11 protein-coding genes are annotated in these 16,979 nt (G+C 72.2%); 4 read left to right on the forward strand and 7 right to left on the reverse strand.

The features are described from left to right. The first annotated feature begins 104 nt into the window (after nt 1-104). Entirely contained in the window at nt 105-1,457 is a 1,353-nt protein-coding gene (locus ACN9MM_RS27035) for a cation:dicarboxylate symporter family transporter (protein ID WP_426366210.1), read from the forward strand. Between the two features lie 654 nt (nt 1,458-2,111). Here ACN9MM_RS27035 and ACN9MM_RS27040 read toward each other — a convergent pair. Together ACN9MM_RS27040 and ACN9MM_RS27045 are read right to left on the reverse strand one after the other, a co-directional pair. Beyond that, nucleotides 2,112-2,996: an aldo/keto reductase gene (locus ACN9MM_RS27040; protein WP_426366211.1), complete on the reverse strand. Its 885-nt coding sequence runs from the start codon at nt 2,994-2,996 to the stop codon at nt 2,112-2,114. After that, nucleotides 2,996-3,895, reverse strand: a complete 900-nt coding sequence (locus ACN9MM_RS27045) for an NAD-dependent epimerase/dehydratase family protein (RefSeq protein ID WP_426366212.1) — start codon at nt 3,893-3,895, stop codon at nt 2,996-2,998. Before ACN9MM_RS27045 ends, ACN9MM_RS27040 begins: the two co-directional genes overlap by 1 nt. Nucleotides 3,896-3,962: 67 nt before the next feature. On the opposite strand from ACN9MM_RS27045, the gene ACN9MM_RS27050 reads away from it, so the two are divergent. Beyond that, the gene (locus ACN9MM_RS27050; RefSeq protein WP_426366214.1) at nt 3,963-4,487 is read left to right on the forward strand and encodes an Lrp/AsnC family transcriptional regulator; all 525 of its coding nucleotides are present in this window, start codon (nt 3,963-3,965) and stop codon (nt 4,485-4,487) included. Nucleotides 4,488-4,646: 159 nt separating this feature from the next. Then, nucleotides 4,647-6,917 carry a HelD family protein gene (locus ACN9MM_RS27055; protein ID WP_426366216.1) on the forward strand — a complete coding sequence of 757 codons (2,271 nt, stop codon included), beginning with the start codon at nt 4,647-4,649 and terminating at the stop codon, nt 6,915-6,917. On the opposite strand, the gene glgB is transcribed toward ACN9MM_RS27055, so the two are convergent. From glgB to ACN9MM_RS27080, 5 genes are all read right to left on the reverse strand, one after another. Next, nucleotides 6,904-9,138, reverse strand: a complete 2,235-nt coding sequence (gene glgB, locus ACN9MM_RS27060) for a 1,4-alpha-glucan branching enzyme (RefSeq protein WP_426366217.1) — start codon at nt 9,136-9,138, stop codon at nt 6,904-6,906. The genes ACN9MM_RS27055 and glgB overlap by 14 nt on opposite strands. 184 nt (nt 9,139-9,322) lie before the next feature. Beyond that, nucleotides 9,323-10,666, reverse strand: coding sequence for a maltokinase N-terminal cap-like domain-containing protein (locus ACN9MM_RS27065; protein WP_426366218.1), 1,344 nt, complete (start codon nt 10,664-10,666; stop codon nt 9,323-9,325). A 246-nt stretch (nt 10,667-10,912) separates the two neighbouring features. Continuing rightward, the gene (treS, locus tag ACN9MM_RS27070) at nt 10,913-12,607 is read right to left on the reverse strand and encodes a maltose alpha-D-glucosyltransferase (protein ID WP_382872795.1); all 1,695 of its coding nucleotides are present in this window, start codon (nt 12,605-12,607) and stop codon (nt 10,913-10,915) included. Beyond that, nucleotides 12,604-14,589: an alpha-1,4-glucan--maltose-1-phosphate maltosyltransferase gene (locus ACN9MM_RS27075; RefSeq protein WP_426366219.1), complete on the reverse strand. Its 1,986-nt coding sequence runs from the start codon at nt 14,587-14,589 to the stop codon at nt 12,604-12,606. Before ACN9MM_RS27075 ends, treS begins: the two co-directional genes overlap by 4 nt. A gap of 328 nt (nt 14,590-14,917) precedes the next feature. Next, nucleotides 14,918-15,859, reverse strand: coding sequence for an SDR family oxidoreductase (locus ACN9MM_RS27080; protein WP_426366220.1), 942 nt, complete (start codon nt 15,857-15,859; stop codon nt 14,918-14,920). A gap of 118 nt (nt 15,860-15,977) precedes the next feature. On the opposite strand from ACN9MM_RS27080, the gene ACN9MM_RS27085 reads away from it, so the two are divergent. Then, nucleotides 15,978-16,976: an AraC family transcriptional regulator gene (locus ACN9MM_RS27085; RefSeq protein ID WP_426366221.1), complete on the forward strand. Its 999-nt coding sequence runs from the start codon at nt 15,978-15,980 to the stop codon at nt 16,974-16,976. Nucleotides 16,977-16,979: the final 3 nt, after the last annotated feature.

Consider the following 16,979-nt stretch of genomic DNA (forward strand, 5'->3'; position numbering starts at 1 on the left):
CGGTCGTGAACGAAACGTACGCAACCGTGACCCGGGTCACAGGCTGATGGATAGTCGCGGAGGTCCACCGGGACGTGGACACCCATCAGCACGAGGAGGACCCCGTGGCCGCACGCCGGGACCGTACCCACTATCTGTATCTGGCCGTCATCGGCGCCGTACTGCTCGGCATCGCGGTCGGATTCCTGGCACCGGGCGTCGCCGTCGAGCTCAAGCCGCTCGGCACCGGCTTCGTCAACCTGATCAAGATGATGATCTCGCCGATCATCTTCTGCACGATCGTGCTCGGCGTCGGCTCGGTCCGGAAGGCCGCTAAGGTCGGCGCCGTCGGCGGCCTCGCCCTCGGCTACTTCCTCGTGATGTCGACCGTCGCACTCGCGATCGGTCTGCTCGTCGGCAACCTCCTGGAGCCCGGCTCCGGACTCCACCTCACCAAGGAGATCGCGGAGGCCGGCGCGAAGCAGGCCGAGGGTGCGAGCGAGTCGACGTCCGACTTCCTGCTCGGGATCATCCCGACCACCCTCGTCTCCGCCTTCACCGGCGGCGAGGTCCTCCAGACCCTCCTCGTCGCCCTCCTCGCCGGCTTCGCGCTCCAGGCGATGGGCGCCTCCGGGGAGCCCGTCCTGCGCGGCATCGGGCACATCCAGCGGCTCGTCTTCCGCATCCTCGGCATGATCATGTGGGCCGCGCCGGTCGGCGCGTTCGGCGCGATCGCGGCCGTCGTCGGCGCGACCGGCGCCGCGGCCCTGAAGTCGCTGGCCGTCATCATGATCGGCTTCTACGTGACCTGCGGGCTCTTCGTCTTCGTGGTCCTCGGCACGCTGCTCCGCCTGATCGCCGGGATCAACATCTGGTCGCTCCTGAAGTACCTGGGCCGCGAGTTCCTCCTGATCCTCTCCACCTCCTCCTCCGAGTCCGCGCTGCCGCGGCTCATCGCGAAGATGGAGCACCTGGGCGTCAGCAAGCCGGTCGTCGGCATCACCGTCCCGACCGGCTACTCCTTCAACCTCGACGGCACCGCGATCTACCTGACGATGGCCTCGCTCTTCACCGCCGAGGCCATGGGCGACCCGCTGTCGATCGGCGAGCAGATCTCGCTCCTCGTCTTCATGATCATCGCCTCGAAGGGTGCCGCGGGCGTCACCGGCGCCGGGCTCGCCACCCTCGCGGGCGGCCTCCAGTCGCACCGGCCCGAACTGGTCGACGGCGTGGGCCTGATCGTCGGCATCGACCGCTTCATGAGCGAGGCGCGCGCCCTCACCAACTTCGCGGGCAACGCGGTCGCGACGGTGCTCGTCGGCACGTGGACGAAGGAGATCGACAAGGCGCGGGCCGCGGAGGTCCTGGCGGGGCGGGTCCCCTTCGACGAGACGACCCTGGTCGACGACCACGGGGGGACGGCGGTGCCGGACCAGCGCGCGGAGGAGGGCGAGGAACGAGCCCGAGCGGGCGTCTGACCCGAGCCCCGCGGTGCCGGGCGGCGCCCGCCCCGCGGGCCCCGCGCCCGGGTCGGCGGCGTCCTGTGGGGCCCGCGCCCGGGTCGGCGGTGCCCGTCCCGCGGGCCCCGCGCCCGGCGGTGCCCCGTCCCGCGGGACCCGCGCCCGGCGGTGCCCCGTCCCGCGGGACCCGCGCCCGTTCCGTGGGGCCCGCCGCCCGCTGCCCGTGTGGGCAATCGTCCCGCTGGGCGGGACGGGTGGGCACACGGGACGGCGCCCTTCGCGGCGCCTCCGCTCCCTGGGCCTGGACCCGCACCCCGGTGACGGTGCACGGGGTGCGGGTCCGGGCGCGTAAGCCTCTGGCGCCGGCAAGGGCGCCGTTCCGTTGTGCCCACCCTCCCCCAAGCTCTCGGCTTCGCTCGAGCAGGGGGGACCCCCATCGCCCCGGCGGAACGCCTGCCCACAACGGGGTGGGCATCGCCCCGGCGGAACGCCTGCCCACAACGAGGGTGGGCATCGCGCCGGCGGAACGCCTGCCCACAGGTGGGCATCGCCCCGGGGGAACGCCTGCCTGCAACGGGCGCGTCGTAGGTTCCGGGTCCCGGGTCTTGAGCCGGATCCGGGGGTCGGAGGGGAGGGCGGCACCGGCAGTGGCCGGGGCCGCCCTCCCCGTACTCAGCGGCCGCCGTCCAGCGACGCCCGCTCCGAGGCCGTCAGCGTCAGCGACACCGCGTCCGCCGAGTCCCGGACCGTCTCCGGGCGGCTCGCGCCCGGGATCGGGAGCACCGTTTCCGAGCGGGTCAGCAGCCAGGCGAGGGCGACCCGTTGCGGGCTGACCCCGTGCGCGCGGGCCACCCGGTGGAACGCCCCGAACTCCGCGTCCTCCTCCTGGGCGGACGTCCCGTCCAGGGAGCTCCGCGAGATCCCGCCCAGGGGGCTCCACGGCAGGAAGGCGAGGCCGAGCTCCGCGCAGAGCCGCAGTTCCGCCTCGCTGTCCCGCACCGCCGGCGAGTAGCGGTTCTGTACGGAGACCAGCCGGTCGCCGAGGATCTCGCGGGCCAGCAGGATCTGCGAGGTGTCCACGTTGGAGATCCCCGCCAGCCGGACCGTGCCCGCGTCCAGCAACTCCCGTACGGCTCCGAGGGATTCGGCGTACGGGACGGCCGGGTCCGGCTTGTGCAGCTGGTAGAGCCCGATCGCGCCGCCGCCGAGCCGCCGCGCCGAGCCCTCCGCCGCCCGCCGCAGGTGTCCGGGCCGGCCGTCCACGGTCCAGCCGCCGTCGTCCGTGCGCCCCCGGCCGCCCTTCGTCGCCACGAGCACGCCGTCCGTGCCGCCGCCGTACGAGGCGAGGGCCCGGGCCACGAGGAGTTCGCCCTCGCCGGGCGTGCCGCCCGGCGGGTGGTAGGAGTCGGCGGTGTCGAGGAGGGTCACCCCCGCGTCCAGGGCCGCGTGCACGGTGGCGACGGCCCGCGCCTCGTCCGGCCGCCCCTCGATGGAGAGCGGCATGGTGCCGAAGCCGATCGCCCCGACCCGTACGCCTCCCAGCGTCCTGTACCGCATCAGCGCTGCCCCCCGAGGGTCTCCGAGACCGCCCGCGCGAGCCACTCGGCCGAGTCGGTGAACGAGTAACCAAGGCCGACGGCGCGGGAGTTGTCCATGCCGTACGAGCGGGCGAAGGAGAACGGCGAGACCTCGCCGACCTCCACCTCCTGGAAGACGCTCCGGCCGCCCACCAGCTTCTCGATCTCCGCGCAGATGTCGGCCGTGGTGAGCGGCCCGTGGGAGTGCGCGTTCACCGGTCCGGTGAAGTCGGCCGCGACCGCCCAGGCGAGGAACGCGGCGATCTCCTCCACGTACACGTAGGTCGCCGGGTGGTTGACGACCGGAACGGCGATCGGCTCGCCCGCGCGGATCCGCCCCGCGTAGTGGCCGATCCGGCCGGTGAAGTCGTCCGCGCCGCCGAGGACATGGGCCACCCGAACCGAGGCCCAGGCGAACGGGGAGCCGGCCGCCGCGAAGACCGCCTCGGCCTGCCGCTTCCCCTCCCCGTAGTGCGCCTCCAGGAACTCCGGGTCCTCCCAGGGCAGGCCGGTGTCGACGGTCACCGAGGCCAGGTCGAGGGCCGACTCGGCGACGGGCACGGCCGAGTCCTCGTACTCGTACACCTCCACGGTCGAGGTCGTCACATAGCGCCGGGTGCGTGTCGCGAACACCCGCCGGGCGATCTCGGCCTGGCGCGGGGTGTAGCAGACCTGGTCCACGACGACGTCGAAGGAGCGGCCCGCGAGAACGGACGCGAGCGCGTTCTCGTCGTCGCGGTCGGCGACCAGCTGCTCGATTCCCTCCGGGGCGGGCGAGGACCCCCGGTTGAGCACCGTGAGCCGGTGCCCGGATTCCCGGAGCAGCGCGATGAGCCGCTTTCCGAAATAGCGACTGCCGCCGATGACCAGAATGTCCATGAATCTCAACTCCCTTGCTTCAGGGGTCAAGTGTTACGTTGTGCGCTCGCCGATCGAAGGGGGAAACATGGGAGTGCAGGCCGTCCCGCCGAAGGAACCACGGCATTCGCGCGCCGCCGCCGACGAAACCTCGGCGGCCGCTTTCGACCCCATCGACCGGCAGATCCTGGACCTCCTGCAGGGCGACGGCCGCATCAAGCTCAGCGAGCTCGGCCGCCGCGTCCGGCTGAGCCCCGCGGCCGTCACCGAGCGCGTCCGGCGCCTGGAGGCGAGCGGTGCGGTCACCGGCTACGGCGCCCACGTCTCGCCCGCCCTGCTCGGCTACGGCATCCAGGCCTTCATCCGGGTGAACCCGCACGGTGGCTACACCCTGAAGCACCCCCGCACGCTGGAGCTCACCGCGCGCCCCGAGGTCCTGGAGGTGCACCACGTGGTCGGTGAGGACTGCTGGATCCTGAAGGTCGCGGTCACCGACACGATCCACCTGGAGGAGGTCCTGGAGCAGACCTCGGCCCTCGGCCGGACGACGACCTCGATCGTGCTGTCCTCCCCGGTGGTCCGCAAACCCCTGCTGCCCCCGGCGGCACGCTGACCCCGCAGTCCCCGCCCGGCTCCGCAGGGCATACGGAAAAGCCCCGACTAGAATGGACAGTCGGGGCTTTGTCTCGCGTATATTTGAGGATTCCGTGTCCGGACAGACCACGAACACGGAGAAGTTCAATAAACGCACTGTATCGCGCCGGGAGTCGAATTGTCAACCGAGGAATTTCGGAATGAACAGCAATTCATCACCGATCTCTACGCACGACTCGACGACCTCAGGGACCAGGCCGAGGCCGCCGTCGAGCAGGCCCTGCGCACCCCCGGGGTCGGCAGCAGCCAGGGGCGGCTCGAACGGGACGTGATGGTCGCCGAGCAGTCCGGACTGCTCGCCGCGTTCAACGCGGGGGAGAGCGGGCTCTGCTTCGGCCGGCTCGTCTTCAAGGACGGCCGCGACCACCACATCGGCCGGCTCGGCATCCGCGAGGACGACCCGAACCGCACCCCGCTCGTCGTCGACTGGCGCGCCGAGATCGCCCGCCCCTTCTACCTCGCCACCGGGTACGAACCGATGGGCCTCACCCGCCGCCGCCACATCACCACCCGGGGCCGCGAGGTCGTCTCCCTCCACGACGAGGTCCTCGACCTCGCCGACGCCACCCGTACCGGCCACGAGAGCCGGAACGCCGACGAGGTGCTGCTCGCCGCGCTCGACGCCGCCCGCACCGGCCGCATGCACGACATCGTGCAGACCATCCAGGCCGAGCAGGACGCCATCATCCGCTCCCCGCACCAGGGGGTCATCGTCGTCGAGGGCGGCCCCGGCACCGGCAAGACCGCCGTCGCCCTGCACCGCGCCGCGTACCTCCTCTACGCGCACCGCGAGCAGCTCGCCAAGCGGGCCGTCCTCATCGTCGGCCCCAACCCCGCCTTCCTCGGCTACATCGGCAACGTCCTGCCCTCCCTCGGCGAGACCGGCGTCCTCCTCGCCACCCCCGCCGAGCTCTTCCCCGGCGTCCGCGCCACCGGCACCGACAACCCCCGCGCCGCCGCCGTCAAGGGCGCCGCCGCCATGGCCGAGGCCCTCGCCGCGGCCGTACGCGATCACCAGCGGGTCCCCGAGCGCGGCGAACCGCTGATCGTCCCGCACGAGGACGGCGACCTGGTCATCGACTGGGACATGGCCCTCGAAGCCCGGCACAAGGCCCGCGAGACCGCCCTCCCGCACAACCTCGCCCGCCCCTACTTCGTCTTCCGGATCCTCGACGCGCTCGCCGAACAGCTCGCCGACCGCATCGGCGCGGACCCCTACGGCGGCCCCAACTTCCTCGGCCCCGACGACATCGCCCTGCTCGCCAAGGGCATCGCCGCCAACCCCGAGGTCCACGCGGCCGTCGACACCCTCTGGCCCGCGCTCACCCCGCAGGCCTTCCTCGCCGGCTACCTCGCCGACCCCACCCACCTCACCGGGGCCGACGCCGCCGCGATCCGGCGCGACGGCGGCCCCTGGACCCCCGCCGACGTACCGCTGCTCGACGAGGCCGCCGAACTCCTCGGCGAGGACGACTCCGCCGCCCGGGCCGCCGAGGAGGCCGAACGCCAGAAGCAGATCCAGTACGCGCAGGGCGTCCTCGACGTCTCCTTCGCCTCCCGCACCTACGAGTTCGAGGACAAGGAGGAACTCGACAAGGACGCCTCCGAGGTCCTCTCCGCCCACGACATCATCGACGCCGAACGCTTCGCCGAACGCCACGAGGAGGCCGACCACCGCACCGCTGCCGAGCGGGCCGCCGCCGACCGCACCTGGGCCTTCGGCCACATCATCGTCGACGAGGCCCAGGAGCTCTCCGCCATGGCCTGGCGGCTCCTCATGCGCCGCAGCCCCAGCCGCTCCATGACCCTGGTCGGAGACCCCGCCCAGACCGGCGACCCGGCCGGCGTCGGCGCCTGGGAGCGCATCCTCGGCCCGTACGTCGAGGACCGCTGGGACCACGTCCGCCTCGGCGTCAACTACCGCACGCCCGCAGAGATCATGGCCGTCGCCGCCGAGGCCCGGCGGGCCGCCGACCCCGGCTTCGAACCGCCCCGCTCGGTGCGCTCCACCGGTGTCGAACCCTGGGACCGGACCGTCGAGGACCCGGTCAAGGAGGCCGCCGACGCGGTCGCCGCCGAACTCCGCGAGGAGGGCCGGACCGCCGTCATCGCCCCGCCGGAGTTCCACCCCGGCCTGATCGCCGCCCTGCCGGACGCCTCGTACGGCCCGAAGCCCGACCTGACCCGGCCGGTCGTCCTCCTCGACCCCCGGCAGGCCAAGGGCCTCGAGTTCGACACGGTCCTCGTCGTCGACCCCGACGGCATCCGGGAGAGCGCCACGCACGGGACCAACGACCTGTACGTGGCGCTCACCCGGGCGACTCAGCGGCTGGGCGTGATCAGGCCGGCCGTCACACGGGCCGTCACGCCGGCCGTCACGCGGGCCTGAGCCACACCGTCGCCAGCGGCGGCAGCGTCATCCGTACGCTCGCCTCACGGCCGTGCCAGGGCACCGACTCGGTCTTCACCGGGTCGGTGCCCACCACGTCCGAGCCGCCGTACCGCGCCGCGTCCGTGTTCAGGACCTCCGCCCAGGCCGCGAACGCGTCCGGGACGCCGAGCCGGTAGTCGTGCCGCACCACCGGCGAGAAGTTGGACACCGCGAGCAGCGGCGAACCGAAGGCGTCGAACCGCAGGAACGCGAAGACGTTGTCCTCGGCCGCGTCCCCCACCACCCACTGGAAACCGTCCGGGACGGTGTCCCGCTCCCACAGCGAGGGCGTCGCCGCGTACAGCGTGTTCAGGTCCCGGACCAGATCCCGCACCCCCCGGTGGTCCGCCTCCGCCCCGTACGCCGGATCCAGCAGCCACCAGTCCGGGCCGTGGTCCGCCGACCACTCGCCGCCCTGCGCGAACTCCTGCCCCATGTAGAGCAGCTGTTTGCCGGGATGCGCCCACATGAAGCCCAGATAGGCGCGGTGGTTCGCCCGCTGCTGCCACCAGTCGCCCGGCATCTTCGACACGAGGGACCGCTTGCCGTGCACCACCTCGTCGTGCGAGATCGGCAGGATGTAGTTCTCGCTGTACGCGTACACCATGGAGAACGTCATCTCGTGGTGGTGGTACTTGCGGTGCACCGGCTCCTTCTGCACGTACTCCAGCGAGTCGTGCATCCAGCCCATGTTCCACTTCATCCCGAAGCCCAGACCGCCGTGGCCGCCCGGACCCACCTGGTCCGTCGCCCGCGTCACCCCGTCCCAGGCCGTCGACTCCTCGGCGAAGGTGACGACACCGGGGCAGCGGCGGTAGACGGTCGCGTTCATCTCCTGCAGGAAACGCACCGCGTCCAGGTTCTCCCGGCCCCCGAACTCGTTCGGCAGCCACTCGCCGTGCTCCCGCGAGTAGTCCAGGTAGAGCATCGACGCCACCGCGTCGACCCGCAGCCCGTCCACGTGGAACTCCTGGCACCAGTACACGGCGTTGGCGACGAGGAAGTTCCGCACCTCCTTGCGGCCGTAGTCGAACTCCAGCGTCCCCCAGTCGGGATGGTGCGAGCGGCGCGGGTCCTCGTGCTCGTACAGCGGACGCCCGTCGAACTCCGCCAGCGCCCAGTCGTCCTTCGGGAAGTGCGCGGGGACCCAGTCCATCAGCACGCCGATCCCGGCCCGGTGCAGCGCGTCCACCAGGAACCGGAAGTCGTCCGGGGTGCCCATGCGGGCGGTCGGCGCGTAGAAGCCGGTGACCTGGTAGCCCCACGACCCGCCGAAGGGGTGCTCGGTGACCGGCATCAGCTCCACGTGCGTGAAGCCGAGGTCGCGGACGTACGCGGGAAGCTGCTCGGCCAGCTGCCGGTAGGTGAGACCCGGCCGCCAGGACGGCAGGTGCACCTCGTAGACGGAGATCGGCGCCTCGTGCGGCGGGCGCGATCCGCGCCGCTCCATCCACTCCGCGTCGTCCCACGTGTAGTGCGACTCGGTCACGATCGACGCGGTGTTCGGCGGGCACTCCGTTCGGCGGGCCATCGGGTCCGCGCGGACCGTGTGCGAGCCGTCGGGCCGCGCGATGTCGTACTTGTAGACGGCGCCCTCGCCGACCCCCGGCACGAACAGCTCCCACACGCCCGTCGAACCCAGCGACCGCATCGGCAGCGCCGTGCCGTCCCAGTGCGTGAAGTCACCCGTGACCCGCACCCCGCGCGCGTTCGGCGCCCACACGGCGAACCGGGTGCCGGCGACCCCCTCGTGCGTCATGGGGCGGGAGCCGAGCGCCGTCCACAGCTCCTCGTGCCGCCCCTCGCCGATCAGGTGCAGGTCCAGCTCGCCGAGCGACGGCAGGAAGCGGTACGGGTCCTGGACCGCGAGCTCGTCGCCGTCGTAGCGCACCCGCAGCTCGTACGCGGGCACCTTGCGGAGCAGCGGGACGAGCACCGAGAACAGGCCGTCGCCGTCGTCGTCCATCAGGAGCCGCTTGCCCTTGGCCAGGACCGCGACCTCCTTCGCCCACGGGCGCAGCGCCCGGACGACGACCCCGCCCTTCACGGGGTGCGCGCCGAGCACGCCGTGCGGGTCGTGGTGCTCCCCGGCGAGCAGCCGGGCCCGGTCGCCGGGGTCGAGCGGGGGCGCCTTACGGGGCGTCTTGCCGGCCGTCTTGCCTGCGGATCGGGCGGTCACGGGGGGGCCTCCTGGGGGGTACGGGGGGTACGTCTGCGCAACGGTGCTGCGGGGCAGGGGGAAACTCGGCCGAACGGGGGGCGGCACGGCCGCGGGCGGCGCCCTGCCCGCACCGCGGTGGGCGACGGGCACGGCGGTGTGGGTGGTGCGGGCCCGCAGGGGGCGCGGGCTCGCGTGGGACGGGTCATGGGGTGGTGGCCGACAGACGTTCGATCGCCGACATCGGGACCGGGAGCCAGTCCGGCCGGTGCCGGGCCTCGTACACGACCTCGTACACCGCCTTGTCCGTCTCGTAGGCCCGCAGGAGTGCGGGGTCGGCCCGCGGATCCGCCCCTGCCGCCTCCGCGTAGCCCGTGCAGTACGCCGCCCGGCACCGCGCCGCCCAGTCCGCGTTCCAGGGCCGGTGGGTGCGGGCCGCGTAGTCGAAGGACCGGAGCATCCCGGCGACGTCCCGGACGGTCGGCTGGGGGCTGCGCCGCTCGTCCAGCGGCTTCGCCGGTTCGCCCTCGAAGTCGATGACCGCCCATCCGCCGTCGGAGCCGCGCAGGGTCTGTCCGAGGTGCAGGTCGCCGTGGATGCGCTGGACCGCCGCCCCGCCGCTCGCCGCCGCGAACACGGCCCGCAGGCCGGGCACGTACGGCAGCAGCGCCGGGACGGCCTGCGCCGCCGCGTGCAGCCGGCGGTCCATCGCGGCGGCCAGCTGCTCGGTCTCGGAGCGGGCGAGGCGCCGGGTCGGCAGGGCGGTGGCGAGGGCCAGGTGGACCTCCGCCGTCGCACGGCCCAGGGCCCGCGCCTCCGTCGTGAACTCCCGTCCGTCGGCGAGCGCGTCGAGGGCGAGCCGCCAGCCGTCCCGGGAGTCCCGCAGGTAGGGCTGGAGGACGCCGAGGGTGGCGGCCCCCGATTCGAACCAGGCGACCGGGGCCGGGACCCGGGCGCAGCCTGCCCCGGCGAGGGCGAGCGGCAGTTCCAGGTCCGGGTTGGCTCCCGGGCTGACCCGCCGGAAGATCTTCAGGATGAACGAATCTCCGTAGACCAGCGACGAGTTGGACTGCTCGGCGTCGAGCATGCGGGGGGCCAGTGCGGGCGGCAGGGCCGTGGTGGCGTGGAAGCGCAGCGGGCCCGTGCGGCCCGGGGAGCGCAGGCGCTCGTACAGGAGGCCCGCGAGGCGCGGGTCGCGCAGCCCCTCGTACACCGCCCGTCCGGCGAGCGGGCCCTGCCGGATCCGCCCGATCAGGGCGGGGGCGAGGCGGGGCGGGAGCTGGCTCCGTACGCCCAGGAGGAGTTGGTAGCAGTCGGCGGGCGTCCCGGCCGGGCGGCCGGGTTGTTCGACCCGTACGAGCAGATGGAGCAGACCGGGTCCCGCGCCGTCCAGGGGCAGCAGCTCGGTGGCCGCGTCCAGCGTGAATCCGGTGACCCGGCGGCCCTTGCCCGCGAACCAGCGCTGCCGTGGCAGCCATTCGTGGAGCAGGGGGGCGAGGGACGGAAGGAGGGCGTCCGGGGCCCGGGTGGTGGATGCGGTCTCCGGCATGGCATCGCGTCCTTTCCCCGGGGCGCGCAAGTGGCTTTCATGTGCGTTCAAATGCGCAGAGTGTCCCGGATTGCGGCTATGGCTGTCCGGATGTGCGGGACGTGTCGGAAAGGGAAGATCCGTATGGGCCCGGCAAGAAGGCCCGGATGGACCTGAATCGTGGCGTGGATCGTGTGTCGTTCACAGTGCCCAGAGTGGGACGGGGGAAACCGTCCCACCCCGGTTCGAGCGGGAACTGGCGCCCGCTCAGGCCTTCTTGAGACGGAACCAGTAGAAGCCGTGTCCCGCAAGGGTCAGGAGGTACGGCAACTGACCGATGGCCGGGAACCGCACCCCGCCGATGAGCTCCACGGGCCGGGTGCCGTCGAAGCGGCGCAGGTCGAGCTCGGTCGGCTGAGCGAACCGCGAGAAGTTGTTCACGCAGAGGACCAGGTCGTCGCCGTCCTCCCGCAGGAACGCGAGCACCGCCGGGTTGGAGGCCGGGAGTTCCGTGTACGTCCCCGTCCCGAAGGCCCGGTTCTGCTTACGGATCTCGATCATCCGCTTCGTCCAGTGCAGCAGCGAGGACGGGGACGCCATCCCGGCCTCGACGTTCGTCACCTGGTAGCCGTGGACCGGGTCCATGATGGCCGGCAGGTACAGCCGCCCCGGGTCGCAGGAGGAGAAGCCCGCGTTCCGGTCGGGGGTCCACTGCATCGGGGTCCGCACCCCGTCCCGGTCGCCGAGCCAGATGTTGTCGCCCATGCCGATCTCGTCGCCGTAGTAGAGCACCGGCGAGCCGGGCAGCGAGAACAGCAGCGCGGTGAACAGCTCCATCTGCTTGCGGTCGTTGTCGAGGAGCGGGGCGAGCCGCCGCCGGATGCCGATGTTGGCCCGCATGCGCGGGTCCTTGGCGTACTCGGCGTACATGTAGTCGCGCTCTTCGTCCGTGACCATCTCGAGCGTGAGCTCGTCGTGGTTGCGCAGGAAGATGCCCCACTGGCAGCCGGACGGGATCTCCGGGGTCTTCGCCAGGATCTCGGAGACCGGGTAGCGGGACTCGCGCCGCACGGCCATGAAGATGCGCGGCATGACCGGGAAGTGGAAGGCCATGTGGCACTCGTCGCCGCCCGAGCGGAAGTCGCCGAAGTAGTCGACGACGTCCTCCGGCCACTGGTTGGCCTCGGCGAGCAGCACCGTGTCCGGGTAGTGGTCGTCGATCTCCTTGCGGACCCGCTTCAGGAAGGCGTGGGTGGCGGGGAGGTTCTCGCAGTTGGTGCCCTCCTGCTGGTACAGGTACGGCACCGCGTCGAGCCGGAAGCCGTCGATCCCCAGGTCCAGCCAGAACTTCAGCGAGGAGAGGATCTCCTCCTGCACGGCCGGGTTCTCGTAGTTGAGGTCCGGCTGGTGCGAGAAGAACCGGTGCCAGTAGTACTGCTTGCGGACCGGGTCGAAGGTCCAGTTGGAGGACTCGGTGTCGACGAAGATGATCCGGGCGTCCGCGTACTGCTTGTCGTCGTCGGCCCAGACGTAGTAGTCGCCGTACGGGCCGTCCGGGTCGCGCCGCGACTCCTGGAACCACGGGTGCTGGTCGCTGGTGTGGTTCATGACGAAGTCGATGACCACGCGCATGCCGCGCTGGTGGGCGGCGTCGACGAACTCCACGAAGTCGGCCAGGTCGCCGAACTCGGGGAGCACCGAGGTGTAGTCGGCGACGTCGTAGCCTCCGTCCCGCAGCGGGGACTTGAAGAACGGCGGAAGCCAGAGGCAGTCGACGCCCAGCCACTGGAGGTAGTCCAGTTTGGACGTGATGCCCTTCAGGTCGCCGACGCCGTCGCCGTTGCTGTCCTGGAAGGAGCGGACCAGGACCTCGTAGAACACGGCCCGCTTGAACCAGTCGGGATCGCGGTCCTTGGCGGGGGTGTCCTCGAAGGTGTCGGGGACGGGCTCGTTGACAGTCATGATGTGGGTGACCCTCCGGTCTGCGGGGACGGTCGCAGGACGAGGACGTGCGCGGGTGTGACACCCGGTTCCAGGCGCACGTAACTGGCCCTGCCCCAGTGATAGGTCTCGCCGGTGAGCTCGTCGCGCACCGGCACGGTCTCGTGCCAGTCGAGGCCGAGTTCCGGCATGTTCAACGAGAGTGAAGCCTCCTGGGTGTGGTGCGGGTCGAGGTTGACGACCACCAGAACGATGTTCGAACCCGAGCGCTTCGAGTACGCGATCACCTGCGGGTTGTCGGTCTCGTGGAAGGACAGGTTCCGCAGCCGGCGAAGGGCCGGGTGGCGGCGCCTGATCCGGTTCAGGGCGGTGATGAGCGGGGTGATCGTCGCCCCCGCACGCTCCGCCGACTCCCAGTCCCTCGGGCGCAGTTCGTACTTCTCCGAGTCGAGGTACTCCTCGCTGCCGTCCCGCAGCGCGGTGTTCTCGCACAGCTCGTACCCGGCGTACATGCCCCAGGACGGCGACAGCGTCGCCGCGAGAACCGCCCGCGCCTCGAACGCGGGCCGGCCGCCCTCCTGGAGGTAGGCGTGCAGGATGTCGGGGGTGTTCACGAAGAAGTTCGGCCGCATCTGCGCGGCCGTCTCCCCGGACAGCTCGGTCAGGTACTCCGTCAGCTCCTCCTTGGTGTTGCGCCAGGTGAAGTACGTGTACGACTGCTGGAAGCCGATCGCGCCGAGCGTCCGCATCATCGCGGGCCGGGTGAACGCCTCCGCCAGGAAGATCACGTCCGGGTCCGCCCGGTTGACCTCACCGATCACCCTCTCCCAGAACACCACCGGCTTGGTGTGCGGGTTGTCCACGCGGAAGATCCGGATCCCGTGGTCCATCCAGTGCCGCAGCACCCGCACGGTCTCGGCGACGATCCCGTCCATGTCGGCGTCGAACGCGATCGGGTAGATGTCCTGGTACTTCTTCGGCGGGTTCTCCGCGTACGCGATCGAACCGTCCGGACGGTGGTGGAACCACTCCGGGTGCTTCTCCACCCACGGGTGGTCCGGGGAGCACTGGAGCGCGAAGTCGAGCGCGACCTCCATCCGCAGCTCCCGGGCCCGCGCCACGAAGGCGTCGAAGTCCTCGAAGGTGCCCAGGTCCGGGTGGAGCGCGTCGTGCCCGCCCTCCGGGGAGCCGATCGCCCACGGCACGCCGACGTCGTGCGGCGCCGCCGAAAGGGAGTTGTTCGGGCCCTTGCGGTGGGTCTCGCCGATCGGATGCACCGGCGGCAGGTAGACGACGTCGAAGCCCATCGCCGCGATCGCGGGGAGCCGTTCGGCGGCGGTGCGGAAGTTCCCGGGGACCGTACGGCCCTTCACCTTCCGTACGCCCTCCGAGCGCGGGAAGAACTCGTACCAGGAGCCGAACAGGGCCCGCTCGCGCTCCACCTGGAGCGGCAACGCGGGGGAGGAGGACAGCAGTTCGCGCAGCGGGTGGCGCTCCAGGGCGTCGACCACGCGCGGGGCGAGCGCCGCCGCGAGCCGCACCGCCGCCGGGCGCGAACCGTCGCGCAGGGCGTCCGCCGCCGCGAGCACCGCCTCCCGGCCGCCGCCCTTCTTCGGGACGCCCTTGGCGGCCCGCTCGTGGAGCTCGGCGCCTTCGGCGAGGACCAGTTCGGAGTCGATCCCGGCCGGGATCTTGATCCTGGCCGTGTGGCGCCACGTCGCCACCGGGTCGCTCCACGCCTCCACGGTGTACGTCCACGAGCCCTCGGCGTCCGGGGTGACCTCGGCACCCCACCGGTCGGTGCCCGGGGCCAGTTCACGCATCGGCGTCCAGGGACCGGGGCGGCCCGACGGGCCGCGCAGCACGACGTTGGCGGCGACCGCGTCGTGCCCTTCGCGGAAGACGGTGGCCGTCACCTCGAAGGTCTCTCCGGCCACCGCCTTCGCGGGCCGCCGGCCACAGTCGACCAACGGGCGGACGTCCAGTACGGGAATGCGTCCCATGAGCGGATTCACAGCATCACCTGACGGGTTACGGGGGTGCGGGTGGTGGTTCGCTCTTTCTAGCTCCGTCGGCGGCCGGCGGGTTGCGGGCATGACGGCTCCTGTCCGCGTTCACTCGGATGGCGGGTCCACAGGGATGAACCGGGATGTACGGATCGCTCGGAGGCGGCGGTTCGGACGGGGGTACCGGAGGAGCCTTCCCCCGGTTCTCGGGTGGGCAATCCGGCGCTTTGTTAACTACTCGGGCGTAGGCACATCGGCAAGCACGCGACCCGGACAAGAAAGAAGCCCCGCCTTTGTGGGGCGGGGCTCGATCCGGGGTCCGGGGTCAGGGGCGCGGCGAGGTGTCCGGGGTGTCCGCCTCCGTGGACCACACCTGCCAGGGCTGGCGGGCCACCCACTCCTCCACCGGGGCCTGTTCCAGGCCGAGGACCTCCGACGACACCCCGTCGTCGTCCGCCATGAGGAGCGGGTCCGCCCCGGTCGCCATGTAGTGGTAGACCCCGGCGACCCCGGCCGCCGACTCGGGGCCGAGCAGCTGCGCGAGGCCCCGCTCGAACACGGCCGGATCCAGCTCCTCGTACCGCACCGCCCGTCCGAGTCCCCGGCCGAACGCCGCCGCGAGCTCCCGGCCCGTCAGGGCGCGCTCGCCGCCGATGTCGAAGGTCCGGCCCTCCAGGTCCTCCCGGGACAGCGCGGCGAGCGCCGCCTCCGCGAGGCCCCGGTGCGAGATCCACGCCGTCCGCGCGGACTCCGGCAGCGGATAGGCGAGGACGCCGTCGTCCACGAGGGCCGGCCCGTTCCACGGCGAGAACAGGTTGTCCAGGTACACCGGCGGCCTGACCACCACCAGCGGCACGCCGCTGTCCCGCAGCACCCGCTCCGCGAGCCGCCGCGTCTCGAAGGCCGCGACGTCCGTCGGACCCAGCGGGAGACGGGTGTTGGCGTTGAACACGACTCGGGACGTGCCCGCCGCGAGCGCCGCCTCCGCGATGTTCCGCGCGTACGCCTCGACCCGCGTCTCGTCGTACACCAGCGGCATCGTGACGAACGCGTGCGTGCACCCCGCGAAGAGCCGCCGCACGTCGCCCGGGACCCCCAGGTCCCCGGAGAGGAAGAAGGCCCCGGGGAGCGGCGGCCGGTCCGCCTCCGGGCGCCGGGTCAGGGTCCGCACCCGGTGGTGCCGCTCGGCGAGGAGGCGCGCCACCGCGCCGCCCTGGAAGCCGGTCGCGCCCACGACCGCCACCCGCATCGGAATCTCACTGGACATGTGTGTCTGAGGCCCTTCGATAGGCTGTCACCGCTGCCGTGTCGGCGTCCCTCCAGGCTCGCCGCGGTGGCTTCGGCCGTTCAATTAACAAACCGGGGCGGAAGTTGAAGGATCGTCCATGGAAACCGTGGGAACCGACCGTCACGACCGGCACGACACCGGCGACCCCCTGGACGGGGGCGAGCACGAGGACCTCCTGAGCGAACTCCTCAAACCCCTGCGGCTCACCGGCGTCTTCGACAGCCGCTGGCACGTCCGCGCCCCCTGGGCCATCGAGGGCGACGCCGAACGCAGCTGCGCCGTCCTCCACTACGTCGTCGAGGGCGACTGCTGGATCACCACCGACGACGAGACCCCCGTCGAACTCCACGCCGGCGACCTCGTGGTCTTCCCCACCGGCGCCGCGCACCGCCTCTCCGACCGGCCCGAACGCCAGGGCGTCCCGCTCAAGGCCGTCCTGCCCGAACGGCAGCCCGGCACCTCCGGCGAGATCGTCATCGACGGCAGCGGACCCGAGAGCCGCCTCCTGTGCGCCGGGCTCCACTACGACGCCAGCGCCGCCACCGGGCTCTACACCTCGCTGCCCTGGGCCCTCGTCCTCGACGGCCCCCAGGTCGACCGCGAACCGCTGCTCCGCGACACCCTCCGGCTGCTCGCCGCACCCGACCGGCCGGTCGGCCCCGGCGACCGCCTCATCACGCTGCGCGCCTTCGAGATGGCGCTCGTCCTCGCGCTCCGCCCGCTGCTCCGCGAAGTCGCCGGGAACCCGGCCTCGCTGCCGCTGCTCCGCCACCCCGGGATCAGCCGCGCCGTCGTCATGATGGCGACCCGCTTCGCCGAACCGTGGACGATCGACGCCCTCGCCCGGGAGGTCGGCATGTCCCGCTCCGCGTTCACCGCCGCCTTCCGCGACCTGGTCGGCGACTCCCCGGCCCGGTACCTCGCCGGCCGCCGCATGCAGGAGGCCGGCCGGCTGCTCACCGAGACGTCCCTCCCGCAGTCGGCCGTGCCCGCCCGCGTCGGCTACCGCAGCGCCGTCGGCTTCCACCTCGCGTTCCGCAAGTGGTTCGGGGTGACCCCCGGCGAGTACAGGGCGGGGGAGGCCAGGGCCGCCTGATCC

It is taken from the genome of Streptomyces sp. E-08 (genome assembly GCF_049913095.1).
Lineage (GTDB): Bacteria > Actinomycetota > Actinomycetes > Streptomycetales > Streptomycetaceae > Streptomyces.